The sequence below is a fragment of the Streptomyces sp. NPDC002690 genome (genome assembly GCF_053592415.1).
The window spans coordinates 1-24,594 of record NZ_JBSFVR010000086.1 but is presented as its reverse complement, the minus strand read 5'-3'; the positions used below and the strand labels follow the sequence as shown (position 1 = coordinate 24,594).

19 protein-coding genes, 1 tRNA gene and 1 pseudogene are annotated in these 24,594 nt (G+C 71.5%); 13 read left to right on the top strand and 8 right to left on the bottom strand.

Annotated features, from left to right (window positions below):
• Positions 1–61: 61 nt before the first annotated feature.
• Positions 62–1,072 (bottom strand): LacI family DNA-binding transcriptional regulator, encoded by a 1,011-nt coding sequence (locus tag ACWD3D_RS14020; RefSeq protein WP_451461129.1) that lies wholly within the window; start codon positions 1,070–1,072, stop codon positions 62–64.
• A gap of 618 nt (positions 1,073–1,690) precedes the next feature.
• On the opposite strand from ACWD3D_RS14020, the gene ACWD3D_RS14015 reads away from it, so the two are divergent.
• The 6 genes and pseudogenes from ACWD3D_RS14015 to ACWD3D_RS13990 form a co-directional block, all read left to right on the top strand.
• Positions 1,691–2,620 (top strand): hypothetical protein, encoded by a 930-nt coding sequence (locus tag ACWD3D_RS14015; protein WP_451461128.1) that lies wholly within the window; start codon positions 1,691–1,693, stop codon positions 2,618–2,620.
• A gap of 297 nt (positions 2,621–2,917) precedes the next feature.
• A complete protein-coding gene (locus tag ACWD3D_RS14010; RefSeq protein WP_451461127.1) occupies positions 2,918–3,565 on the top strand; it encodes a YceI family protein in 648 nt (215 codons plus the stop codon).
• 249 nt (positions 3,566–3,814) lie between these two features.
• Positions 3,815–4,978 (top strand): ATP-grasp domain-containing protein, encoded by a 1,164-nt coding sequence (locus ACWD3D_RS14005; RefSeq protein ID WP_451461126.1) that lies wholly within the window; start codon positions 3,815–3,817, stop codon positions 4,976–4,978.
• Positions 4,979–5,188: 210 nt separating this feature from the next.
• On the top strand, positions 5,189–7,285 hold the full coding sequence (locus ACWD3D_RS14000) for a SpoIIE family protein phosphatase (RefSeq protein ID WP_451461125.1): 2,097 nt from the start codon (positions 5,189–5,191) through the stop codon (positions 7,283–7,285).
• A 147-nt stretch (positions 7,286–7,432) separates the two neighbouring features.
• Positions 7,433–8,416 carry a GNAT family N-acetyltransferase gene (locus ACWD3D_RS13995; RefSeq protein ID WP_451461124.1) on the top strand — a complete coding sequence of 328 codons (984 nt, stop codon included), beginning with the start codon at positions 7,433–7,435 and terminating at the stop codon, positions 8,414–8,416.
• A 35-nt stretch (positions 8,417–8,451) separates the two neighbouring features.
• A pseudogene (locus ACWD3D_RS13990) lies at positions 8,452–8,793 on the top strand (IS3 family transposase); the annotation flags it as partial.
• A 138-nt stretch (positions 8,794–8,931) separates the two neighbouring features.
• On the opposite strand, the gene ACWD3D_RS13985 reads toward ACWD3D_RS13990, so the two are convergent.
• A tRNA-Leu gene (locus ACWD3D_RS13985) sits at positions 8,932–9,019 on the bottom strand.
• Positions 9,020–9,217: 198 nt separating this feature from the next.
• Between ACWD3D_RS13985 and ACWD3D_RS13980 the strand changes: the two genes are divergently transcribed.
• A complete protein-coding gene (locus ACWD3D_RS13980) occupies positions 9,218–10,543 on the top strand; it encodes a DUF2254 domain-containing protein (RefSeq protein WP_451461123.1) in 1,326 nt (441 codons plus the stop codon).
• Between the two features lie 68 nt (positions 10,544–10,611).
• Here the strand turns inward: ACWD3D_RS13980 and ACWD3D_RS13975 are convergent, their stop codons facing one another.
• Complete coding sequence (locus ACWD3D_RS13975) at positions 10,612–11,289, bottom strand: GntR family transcriptional regulator (protein WP_451461122.1); 678 nt, start codon at positions 11,287–11,289, stop codon at positions 10,612–10,614.
• 113 nt (positions 11,290–11,402) lie between these two features.
• On the bottom strand, positions 11,403–12,353 hold the full coding sequence (locus ACWD3D_RS13970; RefSeq protein WP_451461121.1) for a beta-ketoacyl-ACP synthase III: 951 nt from the start codon (positions 12,351–12,353) through the stop codon (positions 11,403–11,405).
• Between the two features lie 446 nt (positions 12,354–12,799).
• Between ACWD3D_RS13970 and fdhD the strand changes: the two genes are divergently transcribed.
• A complete protein-coding gene (gene fdhD / locus ACWD3D_RS13965; RefSeq protein ID WP_451461120.1) occupies positions 12,800–13,648 on the top strand; it encodes a formate dehydrogenase accessory sulfurtransferase FdhD in 849 nt (282 codons plus the stop codon).
• Between the two features lie 106 nt (positions 13,649–13,754).
• Here fdhD and ACWD3D_RS13960 read toward each other — a convergent pair whose 3' ends face one another.
• Positions 13,755–14,798, bottom strand: coding sequence for a bile acid:sodium symporter family protein (locus ACWD3D_RS13960; RefSeq protein WP_451461119.1), 1,044 nt, complete (start codon positions 14,796–14,798; stop codon positions 13,755–13,757).
• Between the two features lie 130 nt (positions 14,799–14,928).
• Between ACWD3D_RS13960 and ACWD3D_RS13955 the strand changes: the two genes are divergently transcribed.
• From ACWD3D_RS13955 to ACWD3D_RS13945, 3 genes are all read left to right on the top strand, one after another.
• On the top strand, positions 14,929–15,861 hold the full coding sequence (locus tag ACWD3D_RS13955; RefSeq protein ID WP_451461118.1) for a LysR substrate-binding domain-containing protein: 933 nt from the start codon (positions 14,929–14,931) through the stop codon (positions 15,859–15,861).
• A gap of 309 nt (positions 15,862–16,170) precedes the next feature.
• Entirely contained in the window at positions 16,171–17,973 is a 1,803-nt protein-coding gene (locus ACWD3D_RS13950; protein ID WP_451461117.1) for an AMP-dependent synthetase/ligase, read from the top strand.
• A 244-nt stretch (positions 17,974–18,217) separates the two neighbouring features.
• A complete protein-coding gene (locus ACWD3D_RS13945) occupies positions 18,218–19,045 on the top strand; it encodes an aldo/keto reductase (RefSeq protein ID WP_387367245.1) in 828 nt (275 codons plus the stop codon).
• Positions 19,046–19,169: 124 nt separating this feature from the next.
• On the opposite strand, the gene ACWD3D_RS13940 is transcribed toward ACWD3D_RS13945, so the two are convergent.
• Both ACWD3D_RS13940 and ACWD3D_RS13935 read right to left on the bottom strand, forming a co-directional pair.
• Positions 19,170–19,475 carry a 4a-hydroxytetrahydrobiopterin dehydratase gene (locus tag ACWD3D_RS13940; protein WP_451461116.1) on the bottom strand — a complete coding sequence of 102 codons (306 nt, stop codon included), beginning with the start codon at positions 19,473–19,475 and terminating at the stop codon, positions 19,170–19,172.
• Between the two features lie 130 nt (positions 19,476–19,605).
• The gene (locus ACWD3D_RS13935; RefSeq protein WP_451461115.1) at positions 19,606–20,352 is read right to left on the bottom strand and encodes a DUF1275 family protein; all 747 of its coding nucleotides are present in this window, start codon (positions 20,350–20,352) and stop codon (positions 19,606–19,608) included.
• Positions 20,353–20,497: 145 nt separating this feature from the next.
• On the opposite strand from ACWD3D_RS13935, the gene ACWD3D_RS13930 reads away from it, so the two are divergent.
• Positions 20,498–21,052 carry a GNAT family N-acetyltransferase gene (locus tag ACWD3D_RS13930; RefSeq protein WP_451461114.1) on the top strand — a complete coding sequence of 185 codons (555 nt, stop codon included), beginning with the start codon at positions 20,498–20,500 and terminating at the stop codon, positions 21,050–21,052.
• Positions 21,053–21,108: 56 nt separating this feature from the next.
• On the opposite strand, the gene ligA is transcribed toward ACWD3D_RS13930, so the two are convergent.
• Positions 21,109–23,250 (bottom strand): NAD-dependent DNA ligase LigA, encoded by a 2,142-nt coding sequence (gene ligA / locus ACWD3D_RS13925; RefSeq protein WP_451461113.1) that lies wholly within the window; start codon positions 23,248–23,250, stop codon positions 21,109–21,111.
• A 158-nt stretch (positions 23,251–23,408) separates the two neighbouring features.
• On the opposite strand from ligA, the gene ACWD3D_RS13920 reads away from it, so the two are divergent.
• Positions 23,409–24,461: a LacI family DNA-binding transcriptional regulator gene (locus tag ACWD3D_RS13920; protein ID WP_451461112.1), complete on the top strand. Its 1,053-nt coding sequence runs from the start codon at positions 23,409–23,411 to the stop codon at positions 24,459–24,461.
• Positions 24,462–24,594: the final 133 nt, after the last annotated feature.

Here is a 24,594-nt window from a genome sequence, read left to right as displayed (position 1 = left end):
GGGCCGCCTGCCGCCCGTGCGGGTGGGCCCGGCCAAAGGCGGTCGGGCCCACCCGCACACGTCACGCCGCGGGGGCGGGCCCCGTACTGGCCCGTACCGTCAACTCCGGTGCGATCAGCTCGACTTCGTCCGTACCGCAACCGGTGAGCTTGGCCACCACCAGTTCGACGGCCCGCCGTCCCATCTCCTGGGCGGGAATGGCGACGGAGGTGAGCCGCACCGAGGCCTGTACCGCGACCTGTTCGGGGCAGACCGCGACGACCGAGACGTCCTCGGGCACCGCACGGCCCTGCTGCTGAAGGAGGTTGAGCAGCGGCTCCACGGCGGACTCGTTCTGGACGATGAACCCGGTGGTGCCCGGTCGTTCGTCGAAGATCCGGGACAGGGTCTGCGCCATCGCCGCGTAACCGCCCTCACAGGGCCGGTGCAGCACGGTCACCCCGGTCTCGCGCGCCTTGGCCCGGATGCCGTCGATGGTGCGCTCGGCGAACCCGGTGTGCCGTTCGTAGACCGCGGGCGCCTCGCCGATCACGGCGACCTCCCGGTGCCCGAGTCCGGCAAGGTGATCCAGACAGAGTGCCCCGGTCGCCTCGAAGTCGAGGTCCACGCAGGTCAGTCCAGCCACGTCGGCGGGCAATCCGATGAGTACGGCGGCCCGTTCGGTGTCCCGGAGCACGGGGAGGCGCTCGTCGTGCAGTTCCACGTCCATGAGGATCAGCGCGTCGGCCAGCGAACTCCCGGCGATCCGCCGGACGGCGGCCGGGCCCTCCTCCCCGGTGAGGAGCAGGACGTCGTAGCCGTGCGTGCGGGCGGTGGTGGCCACCGCGATGGCGATCTCCATCATCACCGGCACATACATGTCGGTACGCAACGGCACCATCAGGGCGATGATGTTGGACCGGCTGCTGGCGAGCGCGCGGGCCCCGGCGTTGGGGTGGTAGCCGAGCTGTTGGATGCTCAGTTCCACCCGCTCCCGGGTGGGCGCGGAGATGGACCGCTTCCCGCTGAGGACGTAGCTCACCGTGCTCGCGGAGACTCCGGCGTGCTGGGCGACCTCGGCCAGGGTGACCATGCGCTCTCCCTTACGGGTGACATTGACAGTGATGTGCGACGAATGTGCGGCAGAACAACCGAGAGGACGAGCCATTGGTGAAGCGCTTCGAAACGCGCCGGCTTCCCCCTCGGTCCCCCTCTGACATGCAAAGATCCAAACGAGCCTAGACGGACTCCGGTGAACTGTCCAGAGAGGCGTCGAAGCGCTTCGACACGTCGTGGAGTCAGGGCCCGGCAAGTCCCGCGGTGGCTCCGGACGGCCGGGGAGTCCCCGCCGGGGCCCACTCTCGCACCGCCCCGCCCCCGGCCACCGCCGCCCGGCGGAGCCTGCGATCCGGTGGCGTACGTCCGTACGGTGCCATGGGCTGTTCCGTTCCTCGGTCCCGGCGGGACGACAGGGGGTTCCGGACTCGTAGTCGCCGCACGGAACCAAAAGGTTGCCGCCGATGACGGACCGGTTCATTCGGCGTTCGGCCTACGACTCCCCCGACCACTCCTCACTCCCCCATCGGCCCGAGCGGAACCTCAAATCCTCCCCGAACAGCCGTTGTCGGACACCGACCGCCGGCTCGCCAGGTTTTCCGCCAGGGCGGGAAGCCGGTCGATCCCGGTTCGGCGGCATCGCTACGCTGCGCGGATGGACGAGCAACCGCCATCGGTCGACGCGAGGGACCTGTACCAGGAACTGCTGGACCACAGCGGCCCGAACGCCTTCGGCGCGGTGGTGGCGCCGTGGCTCGCGCGTGCCGGGGCCGACTACCCGGCCTGGCTGGCGAAGTCGGCGGATTCGCTCTGCCGGGAGGACTTCGGCGAAGCGGCCGGTCTCCGCACGGCCATGAGCTGGGAGTTGTACGCCCTCAGCCGGGTCAACGACGTTCTGCTCCTGTCCCACCAGCCGCCCCCGGAGGCGGGAGTCGACTCGCCCTGGGCCCGTCGGCTGCACTCGCTCGATCAGTGGCCGACGGTCGGCATGGAGCAGTACCTTCGCCTGTTCACCGGTCTGGGGCTGGTGCCGTTCCGGGGGACGGGCCCCTTCGACCCCTTCCTCCACGAGATCGTGGAGGTCGAGCAGGACGAGGACCCGGAGGAGGCCGTCCGCGTGACCGGGACGGTCTGGCCGGGGCTGTGGCTGGGACCGCTGCTGTTCAGCCGCGCGGGCGTACGCGTCCGGGCCGGCGCCCGGCACGCGGTGCGCGGCGTCGCCGACCGCTCCCCTCTCTACTGGACCTTTCTGCGCCGCCACCGGCCCACGGTCGACCTGTCGCAGGGATGGGGCGGCAACTCCCAGTGGCGCACCGACTTCCGCCTGGACCACCGCGCACCGACGGGCAGACGCGTCAACGCGGGCGGCCACCAGGACATGGACGGGGACGAAGTGAACCCCGACCCCTTCGAAACGCTGCTGACCTCCGCCGAACGTCGCCAACTGCTGATCAACCGCTGCCTGTTGTGCACACCGGAGAACGTGGCCGCACTGACTGCCGCGAGCGCCTCCTGGCCGGTGGACTTCTTCCCGTACGACTGGCGACTGCCCTCCTCCGAACGCCCTGGTGGCACCACCGGGTGACGGCGGTCCCGCGCGGGACCGCCGTCACGCGGGACTCCTCCGGCTTCTGTCGCCCGTCCGACCGGCCCGGCCTTCGCGGCTTGCTCCGCCGGCGGGCTTCCAGCGCCGCCCGGGTGCGGTCGGCCACCTCGTCGACGCGGCCCTGCGCCCGGCCACCGCAGGTCGGTCACCGGCCGTACCCGGGCGCTACGCAGCGTACGCACGAGGGCTCCACTTCCGTGAAGGTTCGCGTGCACTTGTTCGGATTCCCCGACGCTCTCTTACCTTGATCGTTTTCTCACAGTAACTAAGTACTTCATGAACATCTTCAGCCGCGGCTCAACGCCCCGACGCACGGCCGACACGGGCACGGGCACGACGGTCGCGTCTCCCGCCGCCGTGCTCCCCCATCCGGCACTGAAGGGACTCACCGGCGAGTGGATGATCGATCCGGCGCACAGCAGGATCGGATTCTCCGTGCGGCACGCCATGGTGACGACGGTGCGGGGTTCCTTCGCCGAGTACGAAAGCCTCCTCTACTTCGACGGCAGTAACCCCGCCCGCTCCCGGGCCGAGATCTCCATCGCCACCGCCAGCGTCGACACCGGGGTGGAACAACGCGACGAGCACCTCGTCGGGCGGGATTTCCTGGACGCCCGGAAGCACCCCCGGATGGTCTTCACCAGTTCCGCCGTGAACCTCGTCGCCCAGGACGTCTATCGCATGACCGGTGACCTCTCCATCAGGGGCACCACCAACCCGGTCGACCTGGAACTCACCTACATCGGCCACGTGACCGATCCGTTCGGCTACGAACGGGTCGGCTTCGACGGCACCACCACCATCAACCGCACCGACTGGGGCCTCACCTACAACGCCCGTCTCGCCGAGGGCGGAGCCATGGTCAGCGAGAAGCTACGCCTCCAGTTCGACATCGCGGCGATCCGGAAGCCGGTGGCGGAGTAGGGCTGCGAGAGCCGGCGCGACGGGAGAACCGGGACCTCGGGGAAGGCAGGGGAACGGGAGGCGCTGCGCGAGCGCGGCCGAATCCGTAACACGCACGTAGCCAACGCGGGCCGTCCTGCCCCCTAAGATCACCCCAACGCTCCCCCACCTGCGGTTCTCCGCGTCACACGTGGCCTGCGTTCCCTCCCTCTCTCGACGACCGGATGCGGCCCTGCCCCGCCGTGTCCGCAACCCCGGAAGGCGGCCTGCATGGTCTCTCCCGTACGCGTCTGGCTCAACCGCACGTACGCGGAGAACGCGTTCTTCATGGATCAGCTGCGGCACAATCCGCACGGCCGTGCCGTCGAGATCCATGCCACGCACGCCGACCCTGACTCCCCGGTACTCGCGGCTGCCGACACCTGTGCGCCGGAGCCGGAGAACCTGTCGCCCGCCGCGTACGTCGAATACGCGCTGGACCAGTGCGCGCGGCGCGGCATCGACGTGTTCGTACCCGTCCTCCATCAGGCGGCTCTGGTCGCGCACCGCGAGGACTTCGCAGCCCTCGGGACAGTGCTGCTCGCGCCGCCCGCCGAGGCGATAGGCCTCTTCGCGAACAAGGCGGTGGCGTACGAGAGCGTAGGGCGGGTCGGTATCCCGGTGCCGCCGTGGTGGCGGGTCCGCGACGAGGCGCAGCTGCTCGCGGCGGTGGACGCCATCGAGGCACAGGGCGGCAAGGCGTGCTTCAAGCCGACCGGCGGCGAGGGCGGCGTCGGGTTCCGGATCATCACCCGGGCCCCGTTCTCCATGCTGCACCTGACCGGATTCCCGAGCCCTTACGTGCCGTTGGAGCTGGTGACGAGGGCGCTGCGGCACACCGAGCGGTCCGTCGACTGGCTCGTGATGCCGCGCCTGGACGAGCCGGAGGTCTCCGTCGACTGCCTCACCGGCCCTGACGGGGAGGTCCGGCTGGCGGTGGGCCGTACGAAGAACGGCCGACGGCGCGGCTTCACGCTCGACCCCGCGTGGATCGAGCCGGCCCGCCTGATCGCCCGGTCCTTCGGCCTGCACTGGCTGACGAACATCCAGTTCCGCATGCACGCGGGCGAGCCCGTCCTCATGGACGTCAACACCCGCCCCGCCGGCGGCCTGCACCAGCTCTCCGAGTGCGGCCTCAACGTGCCGTGGGCGGCTGTACGCCTCGCACTCGGCGACGATCCCGGCGAGCTGACCCCGGACTTCCTGGGCTCCGACTACGCGGTGGTCCCGGGACCGCGCGCACTGCGCCCCGCCCTCCGGCAGCAGCGGACACAGCCGACCCCGCTCACGGATCGCCTCACCGCCTGCCCCGGCCCTGGCAGCGGCCCCGTGGCAAGCCTGGAGTCCGTCCTGCCGGTGGGTGGAAGCGCGCCGCGGACGGCCGAACTGCCCTGACCGGTCCGGGGCCCTCCGCCCGGCAGGCGGGCAGGCGGGCAGGCCGGCAGGCGGGCAGGCACTGATGCCCCCACCCGCCCCCTCCGCGTGCCTCGCCCGGGACGGTACGCGGCAGTACCGCCGCGTACCGGAGGACGGACAGCCCGGGTTGCCTGCTCCGGCCGATGCGAGATGGTGGGTGGGACGGCCCACGGAGGGAGCTGGCGCCAGGTGAACGCTTCCCTCGACGACACCACGGTGCTGAACGCGCTGTTCGCGGACTCGCCACAGGGTTTGTTCGTCTTCGACAACGACCACACGGTCATGCGGTACAACCCTTCCGGCCGGGGGGTACGGGATCTCCCCGCCGAGGACGTGATCGGGCACCGGGTGCACGACTTCGCCCCCGGATTCGACGCCGACGCCACGGCTGCCCTGATCGACGAGGTGCTCACGACCGGCGAACCGCTGCGGAGACGTCTGGTACGGGGACGGGCGCCGTCCGCCCCCTACGGCAACCAGATTTTCCAGGTCTCCCTGTTCCCCCTCGACGGTCCGGCCGGTGAACCAAGACGTGTGGTGGGCGTGGTCGAGGACCTGACCGAGCACCAGACCGCGGCGGACCGGCTGGCCGTCCTCAGCGCCGTACACGCGGCTCTCGGCCCCGCGCTGGAGGCACGGCCCATCGCCGACGGACTCGTCGGGTCCCTCGTGCCCGCGTTCGCCGACGCCGCGAGCGTCGACCTGCTGGACGAGGCCGGGGAACCGAACGCGGGGCTCGCCCACGCCCCGCCGCGGGACGCCCCTCTGCGCCGTGTGTCGTTCGCGCCGACGGACGCCATCAGGAGCAGGGAGGACGGCGAGAGTCGCCCGTTCCCCTTCGCCACCCCGTACTCGCAGGCCCTGGGCGACGCGCGGGCACGTCTGGTCCCCGTCTCCCGCGACGCCCCGTGGCTGTCGGCCTCCCCCGAAGGCCTCGCTCCCTTGGTCGAAGCGGGCGTGCACTCCATGATCGTCGCTCCTCTCGTGGTCCGGGAGACCGTCCTCGGACTGCTGACCCTCTACCGGCACCGGCCGGACCCTTTCGAGGACGCGGACCTGGACGTGGCGCGCCAAGCGGCCTCGGTCGCCTCCGCGCACCTGGACAACGCGTACCGGTACCGCCGTGAGAGCACGATCGCGACGGCGCTGCACCGCAGGCTCCAGCCGGACGCGGTTCCCGCTCTCACCGCCGTGGAAACCGCCCACGTGTACCTGCCCGAGACCGCCGGAGGCGACTGGTTCGACGTGATTCCCCTGTCGGGCACCCGGGTCGCCCTGGTCGTCGGCGACGTCACCGGCCACGGCATCGAGGCGGCCGCGACCATGGGCCAGCTGAGAATCGCCCTGCGCACCCTCGCCCTCCAGGACCTGGAACCGGACGAACTGCTCACCCATCTGGACGAGGTCTGCGCCCAGCTCCCGGGCAGCGCCGCATCGAACGGGAACAATGCGGTCGCCACCTGCGCGATCACCGTCTACGACCCGGTCTCCCGGCGCTGCACCATGGTCCGTGCCGGACATCCGGCACCGCTGGTCGTCGACCCGGACGGTACGCGCCGCACGATCGAGGTCCCCGAGGGTCCGGCGTTGGGAGCGGGCGGCGGACGCCCCTACTTCCCCGCCGAGACCGAGCTCCTCCCGGGCAGCCTGCTCGCCCATTTCACCAACGGTCTCCTCGACGTCGGCGACCATGACCGCGCCGAAGCCGCGTGCCGGCTCGCCGACGTGCTCGCTTCCACCACCCTGCCCCTTGCCGAACTGTGCGACACCGCCGTCTACCGGATGGCGCCGTCCCACGACGACGACGCGGTCCTCCTGCTCGCCCGCACCCGCGCGTTCCCGCCGGACCAGGTGGCGGACTGGACCCTGCCCGCCGACGCCTCCGTGGTGGGGACCGCCCGCAGGCTCGTCGACCGCCAGCTCGCCGCCTGGGAACTCGACGACGCCGCCTATTCCACGGAACTCGTCGTCAGTGAGCTGGTCACCAACGCGATCCTCTACGGCTCCGGGCCGGTCCGCCTGCGCCTCATTCACGACGGTGGACGGCTGCTGTCCGAGGTCACCGACGCCAACAGCGCCAGCCCTCACCTGCGCCACGCCCGGGAGAGCGACGAGGGAGGTCGCGGGCTCTACATCGTGATGCGCCTCAGCACTCGCTGGGGCGTCCGCCACGGGCGCCGGCACAAGACCATCTGGTGCGAGCAGCGGCTCGACGCACCGTCCTCCGGGACAACGGCCGCTGCCCCGGAGGTGGCGTTCGACCTGGAAGCCGCACCGGAGCTGTGACCGGGATTCTCCTGCGACGCCCGGCGAGCCGTGAATGCGCCCCACCTCGTTGCCCTCGTCCGCGCCGGGGCCCGCTGTGAACGGTCGCGGACGACCGCGGCGTGAATAGGGTGGCGGACCTGCCTCGAAGTCCGAGAACATCCGGTCATGTGGGATGGCACGGCAGGACAGGGCCTTCCGGCCGGCCTCGGGTTCCGGCCGTATCGCGGCGACGAAGACCACGGCGCCATGGCCGCCGTGCGGCTGGGGTGTGTCGAACGGGACCGGATCGATGTCCATTCGGTAGTGGAAGGACTCCCGACGACGGCCGAGATCGCCGAAGCTTCCGCCAAGTCGGAGGAGCCGTCCAAGAACCAGATCCTGGTGGTGCTCGACGGGAGCGTCGTCGGCTACGCGACGATCCGGTGGTGGCAGGAGCGGGACGATACGTGGCTGTACCTGCACCGCGGCTACCTCCTGCCCGAGCATCGCGGCCAGGGCATCGGCTCAGCCATGCTGAGCTGGGCCGAAGAACGGATCCGCCGGCTCGTCAAACAGCATGGAACGGCGCGGACGGCAGTGATCGGCGCGAACGCCATGGCCTCCGAGCAGGACGCCACGGCACTTCTGCGCGGAGCCGGCTACCGACATGTCTTCAGCCTGGTCGAGCTGGAGCTGGGCGATCTGCAGCAGGTGCCCGAGCCGGGCAGCGAGCTGCCGGCCGGGATACGGACAGGGCCGATCGGGACGAGCCACTACCGTGCCGCCTGGAGGACGGTCGTCGATTCGTACGCGGACCGCGGTTTCACTCAGAGATGGCCTTTCCAGGACTTCGTCGACACCGCCGACCCGGCATGCTGGAGAGCTGCCTGGAACGGGCAGGACATGGTCGGCGTCGCCCTCTGCTCCATCCGCCGTCACGACCGCACCGTGGGCGAGGTGGAAGAGCTGAGTGTCCGGACGGACCAACGACGCCTCGGAATCGGCCGGGTCCTGCTGCTGGACGGGCTGCGGAGCCTTCGCGAGCGGGGCGTGACGACCGCTCGGCTGTTCACGGGCACGGCAAATCCACACCGGTCCTACGACCTTTACGAGAGTGTGGGGTTCCGACGGCGGAACGAGTACGTCCGTTACCGCAAGCCGCTTGCTTGATCGACCGGCCATGGGGCTGTCGGATCAGTCCGCAGGACGGCACCTGCGGAGCCCCGAGGATCACCGCCGAGCTCCACGAGGCGAGCGGAGAGGCGCTCAACCACGAGCGCGCCGCCCGGATCATGCGGACGTTCGGGATCGAAGGGGTCCGCCTGTGCCGCCGGCGGCGCACCCCCGTGCCCAGCCCCGCCGCGGCCAGGGCACCGGACCTGATCGGCCGCGACTTCACCGCCCGGATCCCGAACACGGAGTACGTCGGCGACATCACGTACCTGCCCGTCGAGGGCGGGAAGTTCTGCTACCTGGCGACCGTCGTCGCCCCCGCCCCGCGACGTCCGGCCGGCTGGGCGATCGCCGACCACACGCGCGCGGACCTGGATCCGGGCCGGCCGATCCGCCGGCCTCCCGTCCGCGCACGCGACCGCGGCAGACCTTCCCCACTCCGGGCACAACAACAAAGCCGGTCACAGCGACAAACTGTCGCTGTGACCGGCTCCATTTGGTCGGTTGACCATTGGTGTCCGAGGGGGGACTTGAACCCCCACGCCCGATAAAGGGCACTAGCACCTCAAGCTAGCGCGTCTGCCATTCCGCCACCCGGACAAGGTGTCTGTCGTTCGCGGTGTTTCCCGCTCCGACAAAGAGAACAATACCAGGGGTTTGGACCCCCGATCACCCCCGTTTCCCGTGGTCAGTGCGGTGCCGGGCATCACGGGGGACGGTTTCCGGGCCGCCGGGCCCGCAGCCGTACGGTGTGTCACCGCACGGCTACCCACTGCCGCGCGGGCTACCTTCGCGGTCATGAATGTCCGGTACCACCTGCACCCTTTCGCCCTCTCGGACCTGCGCGAGCATCTGCGGGACACCTTCTGGTTCGCTCCGGCCGCGGGACTCCTGGGCGCTTTCCTCCTCTGGTGGGGGGTCTCGACTCTGGACTCCGCGATCGTCACGCACCTGCGGGTCGACAAGGCGTACCGGGAGCTGGGCGATCTGGCGTCCTTCGCCAACGACGCGCGTACGGTCGTCACCACCGTCAGCGCGGCGATGATGACCTTCATCGGGGTCGTCTTCAGCATCTCGCTGGTGGCCGTACAGATGGCGAGCGGGCAGCTGACGCCCCGCATCGTCCGGATCTTCGTGCGGAGCCGGATCACCAAGCTCACCCTGACGGTGTTCCTGGCGACCTTCGTCTTCTCGCTCCTGGTCCTGACCTCGTACGAGAGCGAGACGGAGATCCCACGTCTGACCTCCGTGCCGGTGCTGCAGAGCCTGCTGACCCTGGCCATGGTCGCCCTGAGCCTGCTGCTCTTCATCACGTACGTGTCGTCCACGCTGCGACTGCTCCAGGTCGGCCCGGTCGTCGACCGGATCACCCGCGACTCCCTGCGCGCGCTGGAGCACCAGCCCCACGAGGAGAACCGCGAGGAGGCGGCGCGCATCCCCGGGTGCCTGCCGCCGGAGACCGGGCGGGTGCGGTACGAGGGCCGGGCGGGGGTGCTGCGCGACGTGGACGCGGCAAGGCTCGTACGGGTGGCCCGTCGGCGCGGGGTGGTTCTGCGGCTACTCCCCCGCACGGGGGACTTCCTGGTGCCCGGCATGCCCTTGCTGGCGGTGCACGGCGTCGGAACCGGCGCCGGGTCCGTACCGGGCGACGCCGTGTCGGTGGGTGTCGAGCGCACGCTGCGCCGCGATCCGTCGTTCGGCCTGCGGCAGCTCTCGGACATCGCACTGCACGCCCTGTCCGCCGCCGTGAACGATCCGACCACCGCGGTGCAGTGCCTGGACCGGACGGTGCAGTTCCTGGCGGCGCTGGCGGACCGGCCGCTCGGTACGGTGCGCCACCGCGACCACCGGGGCGAGGTGCGGCTCGTGCGGGAGACGCCGGAGTGGGACGACCTCGTGGATCTGGCGTTCGAGGAGGTCAGGCGATGCGTTCCGGAGGCGGGACCGCAGGTCACCAGACGGCTCCTTGCCGGTCTGGACGATCTGCTGGCGGCCGTACCGGCGGAGCGCGAGGCGCCGCTGCTCAGGCACCGCGCGCTCCTGGTCATGGCGGTGGAGCGGACGTCGCCGGAGCACGCGGAGCGGACGTTCGCGCTGGTCCCGGACCGGAAGGGGATCGGCTGACCGGCCGGCACCCGTCCCGCCCCGGGCGGGAACCGCACGTCGGGCCCCGGGCCGGGACCGCGCCCGGGTTAGCCCTTCTCGCGCTGGTGGTACGTCCGGCGGGTGTGCTCCGTGTGCGCCCGCATGACCTCCGTGGCGCGCCGCTCGTCGTGGGTCGCGATGGCGGCGATCAGCTCACGGTGCTCGGTCCAGGACTGCTTACCCCGTCGTCGGGCCACCGGTGTGTAGTACCAGCGGACCCGGCGCCCGACCTGGGCGGCGAGGGCCGACAGCACGACGTTCCCGGCCAGCTCCATGACCTTGGCGTGGAACTCGGCGTTCAGTGCGACCGCGAGATCGACGTCGTCCTCGGCGACCGCCGCCTCGCCCCGGTCGCAGAGCTCCTCCAGCGCCGCCACACCGTCCGCGTCCGCGTGGGCGGCGGCAAGCCGCCCGGCCTCGGCCTCCAGCAGGGTGCGGACCGAGAGCAGCTGGTCGGCCTCCTCCTCGGTCGGCTCGTGCACGAAGGCACCCTGGGCCGGGCGCAGATCGACCCACCCCTCGGTGTTGAGCCGCTGGAGCGCCTCGCGCACCGGCTGCCGGGACACGCCGAGCTGGCCGGCCAGTTCGCTCTCCACCAGATGCTGACCGGGCCGCAGAGCGCGGATGGTGATGAGTTCGAGCAGCGCCTCGTACACGCGTTCGCGCAACGGGCCCGGTCGTTCCAGCTTCGGCACGGCCCCCTGCGGCAGTCCTGCAAACAACATCGCGCTCCCCCTCCGGGCGGCGAGTAATTGCTTATCGTCTACAGTCTACTGATCAAGATCCGCACGCACACAGCTGTCTCACGGATGGCGACGGCGCTCGGACGCCAGACGTCTCACGGGCAGCGGATGACCTGGCCGGCGTAGGAGAGGTTGCCCCCGAAGCCGAAGAGCAGCACGGGCGCGCCGCTCTCGATCTCGCCCCGCTCCACCAGCTTGGAGAGGGCCATGGGGATGGACGCCGCGGAGGTGTTGCCGGAGTCCACCACGTCCCGGGCGATGACCGCGTTGACCGCACCGATCTTGCGGGCCACCGGTTCGATGATCCTGAGGTTCGCCTGGTGCAGTACGACCGCCGCCAGGTCCTCGGGGGCGATCCCCGCCTTCTCGCACACGCGGCGCGCGATGGGCGGCAGTTGCGTGGTGGCCCAGCGGTAGACGGACTGGCCCTCCTGGGCGAAGCGCGGCGGCGTCCCCTCGATCCGCACGGCGTTGCCCATCTCCGGCACCGAACCCCACAGCACCGGACCGATACCCGGCGTGCCCGTGCCGTCCGGCTCCGCCACGACCACGGCGGCGCCCGCTCCGTCGCCGACCAGGACGCAGGTGCTGCGGTCGGTCCAGTCGGCGATGTCGCCCATCTTGTCGGCGCCGACGACCAGCGCGCGGGTGGCCGCGCCGGCGCGGATCGCGTGGTCGGCGGTGGCGAGTGCGTGGGTGAAGCCCGAGCAGACCACGTTGATGTCCATTACCGCCGGGGAGCCCATGCCCAGCCGTGCGGCGACCCGGGCCGACATGCTGGGCGAGCGGTCGATGGCCGTGGAAGTCGCCACGAGGACGAGATCGATCTCGGACGCCTGGAGTCCCGCCGCCGCGAGCGCCTTGGCGGCGGCGTGCGCGGCCAGCTCGTCCACCGGTTCGTCCGGGCCCCCCACATGACGGGTTCTGATGCCGACGCGGCTGGTGATCCACTCGTCGCTGGTGTCGACCATGGCGGCAAGATCGTCGTTGGTCAGTACCTTCGCGGGCTGGTAGTGGCCGAGCGCCACGACACGTGAGCCGGTCATGTACGGGTTCCCCTCGCTACGTATGGCAGGAACCATCCAGTGTTGGTCGCTACTGTCCGGTACGGGGGCACGTGATCCGACAGGATTACGGACCGCGGGTTGGAGCCTTGGCGACAGGCGTGGTCCGGACGGGCGGCATTCCGCCGTTTTCGCTCCCGGCGTGCCGTCAGGTTCCGTTCCCCGCGCGGGCGGGACGGCCACCGGCCACCGGCCACCGGCCACCGGCCACGATCCACCGCACACGGCACACGGCACACGGCACACCGCCCACGATCCACCGGACAGCAGCTAAGGCTGCGGGAACGGGGCACCTGCGGCTCCCGGCCCGCGTGGCGGGCCATGAGATCGTGAAGCCGGCCTGGACCGCGCGACGGCCCGGGAGGGCGGGTGCCTCCGCCGCAAGGGCCGCCGAGGCCTTCCCCACGTACAGGAATCGGGTCTGAACCATGGGACGGGTCACCGAGCGACGCCGCACTCTCCGCATCCGGGACGGAGCGGTGTCGAGCCGCGCCGACACGCTCGTCGCCGAGGAACCGTTGGAGATCCGCCTCAACGGCAAACCCCTCGCCATCACGATGCGCACCCCCGGCGACGACTTCGCGCTGGCGGCCGGGTTCCTGGTCAGCGAGGGCGTCATCGGCGCCGGGTCCGAGGTCCGGTCGATCGTCTACTGCGCCGGGGCGACGGCGGACGGCGTCAACACGTACAACGTGGTGGACGTGCAGCTGGCGCCGGGCGTCGTGGTTCCCGACATCACCCTCGAACGCAATGTGTACACGACGTCGTCGTGCGGCCTCTGCGGCAAGGCCAGTCTCGACGCGGTACGGACGACGACCCGCCATCCGGTGGCCGACGAGCCTCCGGTACGGGTGACGCCCGAGCTGCTCTCGGCCCTGCCCGACCGGCTGCGGGCGGCGCAGCGGGTCTTCGACCGGACCGGCGGGCTGCACGCGGCGGCCCTCTTCTCCGAGGAGGGCGAGCTCGTGGACGTCCGGGAGGACGTCGGCCGCCACAACGCGGTCGACAAGCTGGTCGGGCGGGCCCTGACGGACGACCGGCTGCCACTGTCGCGGTCGGTCCTGCTGGTATCGGGGCGGGCCTCGTTCGAGCTCGCGCAGAAGGCGGTGATGGCCGGGATCCCGGTCCTGGCCGCGGTGTCGGCGCCCTCGTCGCTCGCCGTCGACCTGGCGGCCGAAAGCGGGCTGACCCTGGTCGGTTTCCTGCGGGGGCCGTCGATGAACGTGTACGCGGGCGAGCACCGGATCGCGCTGGAGGCCCCGGACTCCGGGAGCTGAGAGGGAACCGGGAGGGAGCCGAGAAGAAGCTGGGGAGCGCCCGCCCGTACGCGGACGGGCGGGGCCCGGTCCTCCGAGGCCCCGCCCGCGAAAGCTTCTGTCCTCGTCAGCCCGCCGTGGCCGCCGCGCTCCCCACGGCCGCCCCGGAGACGGAGCCCGAGTCCGCCTCCGGCTCCTCCGGGTCGCGGGAGCGGCGCTTCGCGATGACCGCGCAGACCATCAGCTGCATCTGGTGGAAGAGCATCAGCGGCAGGACCGCGAGGCTCGCGTGCGCGCCGAACAGGACGCTGGCCATCGGCAGCCCGGAGGCCAGGCTCTTCTTCGATCCGGCGAACTGGATGGCGATCCGGTCGGCGCGGTCGAAGCCGAGCCGCTTCGCCCCCTGCCAGGTGATCAGGAGCATGACGGCCAGCAGGACCGCCTCGGCGGCCAGCAGCGCGACGAGCCGCAGTGCGGTCACCTGGTGCCAGATGCCGGCGACCATGCCCTCGCTGAACGCGGTGTAGACGACGAGCAGGATGGAACCCCGGTCGACGTAGCCCAGGATCTTCTTGTGGCGTCCGAGGAAGCCGCTGGTCCAGCGGCGCAGCAGCTGTCCCACCAGGAAGGGGACGAGCAGCTGCAGGACGATCTTCACCAGGGAGTCGGTGGAGAAGCCTCCGGCGGAGCCGCCGAGCAGGAGAGCGGCGAGCAACGGCGTGATCACGATCCCGGCGATGCTGGAGAAGGAGCCCGCGCAGATCGCGGCGGGAACGTTTCCGCGTGCGATCGAGGTGAAGGCGATCGACGACTGGATGGTGGAGGGCACCAGGCAGAGGAAGAGGAACCCGGACTGGAGCTGCGGGCTCAGCACGAAGGGGACGAGGCCCTTGCTCGCCAGCCCCAGCAGCGGGAAGACCACGAAGGTGGAACACAGCACGGTCAGGTGGAGCCGCCAGTGGCGCAGGCCGTCCATCGCTTCGGCCGTGGAGAGGCGGGTGCCGTAGAGGAAGAAGAGGAACGCGACCGCGCCGGTGGAGGTGTCGCCCGCCACGTCGGCGGCGGTGCCCGACGCCGGGAGCAGCGCGGCGACCACGACAGTCCCGATGAGCGCCAGGATGTACGGGTCGACGGGCAGCCAGTTCGGCAGCCTCAGGATGCGGGGGCTCATGTGCTCCACGTTCGTCTCACGGTCGAATGTATACAGTCGCCATTCTGCTACCGACCGGCTCCATCGGGAAACCCGCATACCGAACTCACTGTGATCACGGATCTCGATAACCGCGCGATACCCTGCCTCCATGTACGACCCCGCGCAGCTCCGTACCTTCCTGGCCGTCGCCCAGACCCTGAGCTTCACCCGGGCCGCACGCCGGCTCGGCGTCCGGCAGTCCACGGTGAGCCAGCACGTCCGGCGGCTGGAGGAAGCCACGGGCCGGCAGTTGTTCACACGGGACACGCACCGGGTGGACCTCACGGAGGACGGCGAGGCGATGCTCGGTTTCGCCGGAACGATCCTGCGGGCGCACGAACGGGCCTCCGCCTTCTTCGCCGGGACCCGGCTGCGCGGGCGGCTGCGCTTCGGCGCTTCGGAGGACTTCGTATTGACCCGGCTGCCCGAGATCCTGGAGGGGTTCCGCAAGGAGCACCCGGAGGTCGAGCTGGAGCTGACGGTGGAGCTGTCCGGCTCGCTCCACCAGTCGCTCGCCGCCGGTCGGCTGGACCTGGTGCTGGCCAAGCGGCGGGCCGGGGACACGCACGGGGATCTGGTCGGACGGGACGCCCTGACCTGGATCGGGGCGCCGCAGCTGCGGATCGACCCGGAACGGCCGTTGCCGCTGATCGTCTTTCCGCCGCCCGGCATCACCCGGGCCCGCGCGCTGGAAGTGCTGGAACGGCACGGCCGGTCCTGGCGGCTGGCATGCACGAGCACCAGTCTGAGCGGGCTCGTCGCGGCGGCCCGCGCCGGGCTGGGCGTGATGGCCCACACCCGCGGGCTCATCCCGCCGGGGCTGGTGGAGGTACCGGCCCGGGCCGGGCTGCCGGACCTCGGCGATGTCGACTTCGTCCTGCTGCACGGCCACCGCAGGGGCGGCTCACCGGAGGCGGCGGACGCCCTGGCCGCCGCGATCCTGACGGGCGGGGACCGGTTGCACCGGGGCTTCGGCGGCCCGGGGGACGTCACGCCCCGGGAGGACCGGGAGGACCGGGACGCCACGCCACCCGTCTCCTGACCCGCCGATCCGCCGATCCGCGGACCGGCGCTCGGTCGTGCCGGAGGGCAGCCCCGGGGCCTCGACTGGACGTGCGCACGCCTCCCACCTGTACAGATTCTGTGCAGAAAGGGTGGCGCGTGCTTACTCCAGGGTCAGAAGTGCGCCCGAGCGTTGCCCATCTGGCCGGATTTCGACGCATGGGCGGCGCCGCCCGCCCGAGCGGGCGGGCCTTTTCCTCTCCCAAGCACCCTCTCCTTGGGGTAGCGTCGCGGCGCTGTGCGGAGCGCCGTAAGGAGCAGGTCATTGCGCGAGTTCACCGTCCCACCCATGGCAGCCGCACGACGTCCGGTCGGGGGCCTTGCCGACACCGTCTTCGAACAGGCGCACGATGATCCGCAACGGGTGTCGTTCGGCCGGAAGGACGCGGACGGGCAGTGGCAGGACGTCACTGCCGAGACCTTCCGCGACGAGGTGCTGGCCCTCGCTCGGGGGCTCGTGGCGCACGGCATCCGGTTCGGCGACCGGGTCGCCCTGATGTCCCGTACACGCTACGAGTGGACGCTCTTCGACTTCGCCCTGTGGACACTGGGCGCCCAGTCGGTGCCGGTCTACCCCACGTCCTCGGCCGAACAGGTCCTGTGGATGCTGCACGACGCGGAGGTCGCCGCGATCATGGTGGAGCACGAGGACCACGCCATGACGGTGGGCTCGGTGATCGACCGGTTGCCCCGGCTGAAGCGGCTGTGGCAGCTCGACGGCGACGCGGTCGCCGAGCTGATGGAGGCAGGGACCCGGATCGACGACGAGGTGGTGCACCGCCACCGGCGTGCGGTGACACCCGACTCCGTGGCCACCGTCGTGTACACCTCGGGAACGACGGGCCGCCCGAAGGGCTGTCTGATCACCCATGCCAACCTGATGTTCGAGACCGACACCATGGCCCAACGCTGGGAGCCGGTCTTCCGCTCCAGACCGGGCGACGAGCCGTCCACCCTGCTCTTCCTGCCGCTCGCCCACGTCTTCGGGCGCATGGTGGAGGTCGCCTCCCTGCGCAACCGCGTGACACTCGCCCATCAGCCCGAGCTCTCGGCCGGCGCCCTCATGCCGGACCTGGAGTCGTTCCGGCCGACGTTCGTCCTGGCCGTCCCCTACATATTCGAGAAGCTCTTCCACGGTGCCCGACGCCGGGCCGAGGCGGAGGGGCGGATCGGCCCGTTCGACAAGGCCGTGGAGGTCGCCGTCCGGTACGCGGAGGCGCTGGAACAGCGGACCTTCGGCACGGGCCCCGGCCCGTCACCGAGCCTGCGCGTGCAGCACCAGTTCTTCGACAAGGTCGTCTACAAGAAGTTCCGCGACGCCATGGGCGGCCGGATACGCCACGCGATGTCCGGCGGCTCGGGCATGGAACGGCGGCTGGGGCTGTTCTTCGCGGGCGCGGGCATCGAGATCTACGAGGGATACGGCCTCACCGAGACCACCGCCGCGGCGACCGGCAACCCTCCCGGCCGCGTCAGGTACGGAACCGTGGGCCAGCCCATCCCGGGCACCACCGTGCACATAGCCGAGGACAGCGAGGTGTGGGTGCACGGAGGCCAGGTGTTCGCGGGCTATCTGGGCAACCCGGAAGCGACGGCCGCCGTGGTGCACGACGGCTGGCTCGCCACGGGCGATCTCGGGGCGCTGGACGAGGACGGCTACCTGACGATCACCGGGCGGAAGAAGGAGATCCTGGTGACCTCGGGAGGCAAGAGCGTCTCCCCCGCCGGTCTCGAGGAGCGGGTACGGGCACACCCGCTGGTCGCCCAGTGCATCGTGGTCGGCAACGACCGCCCCTACATCGCGGCGCTGGTGACGCTGGACCAGGAGGCCGTGGAGCACTGGCTCGCGATGCAGGGGCGGGGCCCCCTGCCACCGGCCGAACTCGTCCGGGACCCGGACCTGGAGATGGAGGTCCGGCGCGCGGTGGTGGCGGCCAACACCGCCGTCTCGCAGGCGGAGTCGATCCGTACGTTCCGCATCCTGGCGCACCGGTTCAGCGAGGAGCGCGGCCTGCTCACGCCGTCGCTGAAGCTGAGGCGGAAGGCGATCGAGACCGCGTACTCGGTCGAGGTGGACGCGCTCTACGGCTGAGCACGGCCCGGGCCGCCGCCGGACCGGGCCACCCGCGTGGGGAGCGGGCCAGGGAAGGGGCGGGGGGAGAGGATTACGGAGGGCGGTCCCCGGGAACCGGTCGAGGGACCCACGGCTGTTCCCGCTGTTCCGTTCGGGACCGCCCGTTCCTGTCGGACGGCCTTCGGGGCGAATCCGGGAATGGATCGGTCGCCCCGGTCGTTGCGGCAGGTGTCATTACCATCGACGTTAGGATCGACCGCTCGTGAGCAAGGTCCCCTCCCTCAGCCTCAACAACGGCGTCGACATGCCGCAGCTCGGTTTCGGTGTCTGGCAGGTGCCGGACGACGAGGCGGAGCGCGCTGTCGCCACGGCGATCGAAGCCGGATACCGCAGCATCGACACCGCCGCGATCTACGGGAACGAGTCGGGCACGGGCAAGGCCATCGCCGCCTCCGGTGTGGCGCGCGACGAGCTCTTCGTCACCACGAAGCTGTGGAACGACGACCAGGGCTACGACGCCACGCTGAAGGGCTTCGACGCCTCCTTGGACAAGCTGGGCCTGGACTACGTCGACCTGTACCTGATCCACTGGCCGACGCCCGAGAAGGACCGTTACGTCGACACGTACCGGGCTTTCGAGAAGCTCCTCGCCGACGGCCGCACGAAGGCGATCGGCGTCTCGAACTTCCTGCCGGAGCACATCGAGCGGCTCGTCGCCGAGACCTCGGTGGTCCCCGTGATCAACCAGATCGAGCTCCACCCGCAGCTCCAGCAGGCCGAGTCCCGCGCCACGCACGCCAAGCACTCCATCGCCACCGAGGCGTGGTCCCCGCTCGGCTCGGGCCGGGGTCTCCTCGAGGTTCCGACCGTCGTCGCGGTGGCCCAGAAGCACGGCCGTACGCCGGCCCAGGTGGTGCTGCGCTGGCACCTCCAGCTCGGCAACGTCGTGATCCCGAAGTCCGTGACGCCGTCGCGGATCGCCGAGAACATCGACGTGTTCGACTTCGAGCTGGACGCGGACGACCTGGCCGCCTTCGCCGCACTCGACGAGGGCAAGCGCCTCGGCCCGAACCCGGCAGAGTTCAACTGACCCCTTTCGGACACGCGGTCCCCGACGCGCGCGTCCGGCTCGACGGCGTCCCACCACAGCCGCGGTGGGACGCCGTCGGCGTGTCCGCCCCGCTCGACGCTCCGTGGAGGGTGTCCCGCAGCCCTTACTCGGCGCCGTGGGCCGGCGCCGCGGCGGTCACCCGGGCGGCCAGTGCGAGGTCCTTGGCCGTGACGGCGCCGCCGGCGTCATGGGTGTGCACGGCGAGGGAGACGGTGTCGTACCCGAGCGCCAGATCCGAGTGATGGTTCAGTTCGTCCTGGATCCGGGCGATGTGCAGGGTGAACGCGGCGGCGGCGAAGTGGGACGGAAGCCGGTAGGCACGGGTCAGCCGGTCCCCCTCGTGCTCCCAGCCGGGCAGTTCGCCCAGCCCTTCCTCGATCTCGGCCGGCGTCAGCGGTTCGGTGGGCATGCGTGGCTCCTTCACGGACGGTTCGGATTTCGAGGACGGTGGTCCGGGACGGCGGGCACCGTACCGGGGGCGTCCGACATCTGCGGTCATGATCCGCCGGACGTCCCCCGAACGTCCCGCCCGACACGGCTCAAGCACCACCGGTGGCGGCCCACGCCCGGGCGCCCCTCGCCGCCGGCACCGCCGCGAGCGTCACCGCCACCAGGAGGACGGCGGCGAGCAGCAGCGGAAGTCTCGGCAGCCCGTTCAGGACGGCCAGTGCGCCGCCGAGCGCACCCAGGAACATCGCGGCGACGGAGAGCGTCCGGCGCCCCGCCCGGCTGCCCGCCCCGCCGGCCGGCCGGCTGTCGGCGGCCGTGCCGGTGATCGTGAGCGTCAGCACGGTCGTGGTGAGATCCGGCACGGCGAGTGCCCTGGAGGCCGCGTTCTGGGTACCGAGGCCGAGGGCGAGCAGTACGACGAGCGTGAACCGCACACCGCCCACGTACGGGGTACCGGAGGCCAGGGTGACGACGACGGCCGCCACCACGCACACGGTCTCGGCGAGCAGGGCGTACAGCAGCAGCCGGCCCCGGTGCCCGGACGCACGGGTCCGATGGACGATCAGCCCTCCGGCGAAGGCCCCCGCCACGAAGGCGGCCAGGGCCACCAAGGAGGCGGCGAGCGAGAACCCCGGTGCCCCGGCGAGGGCGAACCCGGTGAACACGACGTTGCCGGTCATGTTGGCGACGAAGACCCGTCCCAGTTCCAGGTAGCTGACCGCGTCCACCAGACCGGTGACGACGGTCAGGACGAGCAGCAGGGGCGGCAGTGGACCGTGCCGTCCTGCCGGATCGGGGGTCAGAGTGGTCCATGCCTCGCGCAGCAGGGTCGGCATCGGTGCGCTCCGATCAGTGGGGGCGTCGGATTGTCCCGTCCTTCGCGTTCGTGGCGCCATCACCGACACGCTGTCGCTCGGCCGGCTCGCCTCCTCGGCCGCGGATTCGCTGTCCCCCGCCGCTGATTCGCGCTAGGTTGCGCCGATGCCTGCTCGACCGACCCCATGGCTCACCGCGGTTCCCCTGGTGACACCACGGCTCTCCCTGGAACCGCTCCGCGTGGAGCACGCCCACGAGGCGGTGTCCGTGTTCGGCGATGTCCGGCTTCACACCTGGACCGGTGGGACGCCCGACTCACTCGCGCAGCTCGAAGCGCGGTACGCGCGCCAGTCGGCGGGCCGGTCGCCGGACGGCTCGCAGGGGTGGCTGAACTGGATGCTGCGCAGGACGTCGGACGGGGTGCTGATCGGCACGGTCCAGGCCACGTTGTACCGGCGGCCCGCCGCCGGGCACTCGACCGAGGCGTCGGTCGAGGCCTCGGTCGCCTGGGTGATCGGCGTCGGCCATCAGGGCGCGGGATACGGGCGCGAGGGGGCGCTCGCCATGGCCTCCTGGCTGCGCGCGCGGGGCGTGGGCGAACTGGTCGCGTACATCCGCCCCGGGCACGACGCATCGACGGGCATCGCCCGGGCACTCGGGCTGCGGGCGTCCGGGGTGGTGGAGGACGGCGAGGTCCGATGGAGCGGCTCGGGTACGTAGGAATCCCCGTACGGACACCCGCACCGGGGCCCCGTGCCGGGCCCCGCCCCCGGCCCTCAGGCGGCCTCTCCCTCCGCCTCCAGGTGTGTGGCGATGAGCTCGGCGAACTCCTCGGGCGTGGCGATGCGTACGCCGAGGCCCTCCGCCTTGGTGCGCTTCGAGCCCGCCTTCTCCCCGGCGACCAGCAGGCTGGTGCGCCCGGAGACGCTGGACGAGGACTTCCCGCCCGCGCGCTCGACGAGTTCGTTCATCTGGTTGCGGGAGAGCTTCTCCAGCGCTCCGGTCATCGCCCCGGTGACCACGACGGTCATTCCGGCCAGGGGCAGTTCCGGTCCGCCGTGGGCGGGGGTGCCGTTCCCTTCGGCCGATGCGGCGGCGTCGGCGGCCGGCTCCTCCGTGCCGGGCTCCGGCGGCGGAGTGGCGCCCGGCTCGGTCATGTTGACGCCCGCCTTCACGAGCTTCTCGATCAGCGGGGCCAGCTCGACCAGTTCGGCGACGACGGCCGAGGCCTTCTCCGTGCCGATGCCGTCCACCCGCTGGAGCGTCTCGGCGTCGGCGGCGACGATCCGGTCCATCGTGGCGAAGTACCGGGCGATGCGGCGGGACATCGAGCGGCCTGTGCCGCGTATGCCGAGGGCGCAGAAGACGCGGGAGAGCGGGCGGGAGCGCGCCGTGTCGAGAGCCGCGAGGAGGTTGTCCGTGGACGTCTCCCCCATCCGCTCCAGGCCGAGCAACTGCTCGCGCTCCAGGGTGAAGAGGTCGGCGAGATCCGAGACGAGACCCGCTTCGACGAGCTGGACGACCCGGGTCGCCCCGAGGCCCTCGATGTCGAGCTGGTCCCGGCCGGCGGCGTAGGAGAGGGAGGCGACCAGCCGGCAGTCGCGGCCCCGGACGCACCGCCAGCGCTGCTCGCTCGTGTCGATCGCGGAGCCGCACTGCGGGCAGACGTCGGGGAACTCGATCGGCGTCTCCTCGCCCGTCCGCAGGTGGACGGCGGGCGCCTCCACGCGCGGGATGATGTCGCCCGCCTTGTGGACCATCACCATGTCGCCGATGCGCAGGTCGCGGCGGGTGATGTCGGCGGGGTTGTGCAGGGTGGCGAAGCCGACCGTCGAACCATCGATCTCCACGGGTTCCAGCACGGCGCGCGGGGCGATGATGCCCGTACGGCCGACGTTCCACTCGACGGCGAGCAGCCGGGTGACCTTCTCCACGGCGGGGAGTTTGTACGCGATGGCCCAGCGCGGCGCACGGGTGCCGTTGCCCGCCTCGCGCTGGTCGGCGGGGCGGTCCGCCTTGATGACGATGCCGTCGATGCCGAAGGCCAGGGAGGCCCGGAGCGTGGCGATCTCCTCCACCCGTGCGAGTACGTCCTCGACCGTCCCGAGGGTGCGTGGGGCGACGGGGGTGTCGGCCGCCGTGTGCACGCCGAGGCCGGCGACGTACGCGAGGACCTCGCCGTGCGGCAGTTCGCGCAGTCGCTCCGCGAGGTCGCCCGAGTCCGGCAGCGGAAGCGCGCCGTAGGCGAAGAAGGTCATCTCGACGCGGTAGGGCCGGTCCTTGGCGCGCAGGGTGCCTGCGGCGCCGTTGCGCGGGTTGACGAAGGGGGACGCGCCGTGGGCGGTGCGGACGGTGTTGGCCTGCTCGAACTGCTCGGTGGTCATGAGTATTTCGCCGCGCATCTCGATGGTGACCGGCGCCGCGAGCTCCTCGGGCAGTCCGAGGACGGTCCCGATGGCGTGCGAGACGTCCTCGCCGGCGGTGCCGTCGCCCCGGGTGACGAGGCGTTCCAGCCGTCCCGCGCGGTAACGGGCGGCCACCGCGAGGCCGTCGAGCTTGGGCTCGACGCTCCACGCCTCGACGGGTCTGCCGATCCGGCGCTCCAGCGAGGCGGTCCAGGTCGCGAACTGCTCGCCGGAGAAGACGTTGTCCAGCGAGAGCATCGGGACGGTGTGGGGGACGTCCCCGACCGCCGCGCCGCCCGCGACCTTGCCGGTGGGCGAGTCGGCCAGCACGTCCTCGGGATGTGCCGTTTCGTAGGCGGCGATCGCGCGCGCCAGCCGGTCGTACGCGTCGTCGTCGAGCGCGCTGTCCCCGGTGGCGTAGTACGCGGCGGCGGCGCGGGTGGCCTCCTCGACGGCGGCGGCGTAGGCGGTGGCGTCGGCGAGCGCGACGGCTGAGTTCGTCATGGCGACCATCCTGCCGTCCACCACTGACAACGAACCGTACGGACGGCGGCGGCCGATTCCGGCCTCGGGGTCACCTTTCGGAAATCACCTCCGAAGATCACCCCGGAAGATCACCTCCGTTGCCGGCTCACCGTCCGGGCCGCACCCGGTCCCGGTATAAATGCTGCATGACTGCCGATGTGTCACCTCCCGTGCGTCCCGCGACCCTGGAGGACGTTGCCGCGGTGGCCGGTGTCTCCCGCGCCACCGTCTCCCGGGTGATCAACGGGGCGACCACGGTCGATCCGGTGCTGCGCCAGGTCGTCGAAGAGGCGGTCGCCGCCACGGGGTACGTGCCGAACCGCGCGGCGCGTTCGCTGGTGACCCGGCGCACCGACTCGATCGCGCTGGTGGTCTCCGAGCGCGAACGCCGCACGGTGGCCGAGCCGTTCGTCGGGCGGATGTTCTCCGACCCGCACTTCGGGCGGGTCGTCACCGGTCTGCTGGACGTGTTGCGGCCGGCGGGCATCCAGATGGTGCTGATGCTGGCGGACGACGCGGTCTCCCGGGGGCAGTTGCTGTCGTACCTGCGGCAGGGGCACGTCGACGGGGTGGTGTTGATCTCCTCGCACTCCGACGACCCGCTGCCCGGACTGCTGCACGGGACCCGGCTGCCCGCCGTGCTGGCGAGCGCTCCGGCGCAGCCCACCCCGCTCACGCACGTGGAGGCGGATCAGCACGCCGGAGCGGGTCTCGCGGCGGACCATCTGGTCGCGCTGGGACGCAGGCGGCTGGTGACGGTGGCGGGTCCGCAGGACCGGCCCGCGGGACGGGCCCGGCTGAGCGGGTTCCTGGAGGCGCTGGCGGCGCACGGGATCACGGACGTGCCGAGCGCCGAGGGCGACTTCACCCATGCGGGCGGGGCGTCGGCGATGAAGCGGTTGCTGGGGGACCGCCCGGACCTGGACGGGGTGTTCGTGGCGTCGGACCTGATGGCGCTGGGCGCGCTGCCGGTCCTGTTGCGGGCGGGCCTCGACGTGCCGTCCGACGTCGCGGTGGTGGGGTTCGACGACAGCAGTGCGGCGCTGGCCTGCGATCCGCCGCTGACGACGGTGCGCCAGCCGGTGGAGGAGATGGCGGCCGAGATGGCCCGGCTGCTGCTGCGGCAGATACGTACCTCCGAGGGGCCCGCGCCGTCCGTCGTCTTCCCCTCGGTGCTGGTGGGCCGGGAATCGGCCTGAGGGACGGGGCGCCGAAGGGCCCCGCCGCGGTCAGCCTCGCTGGCCGCGGACCGTCGGACCGTCGGTCTCCGGCCGTACGGCGTCCCCGGCAGGGCGGCCCGCTGCCTCCCGGGCGCCGGGGACGGGCCGGTGG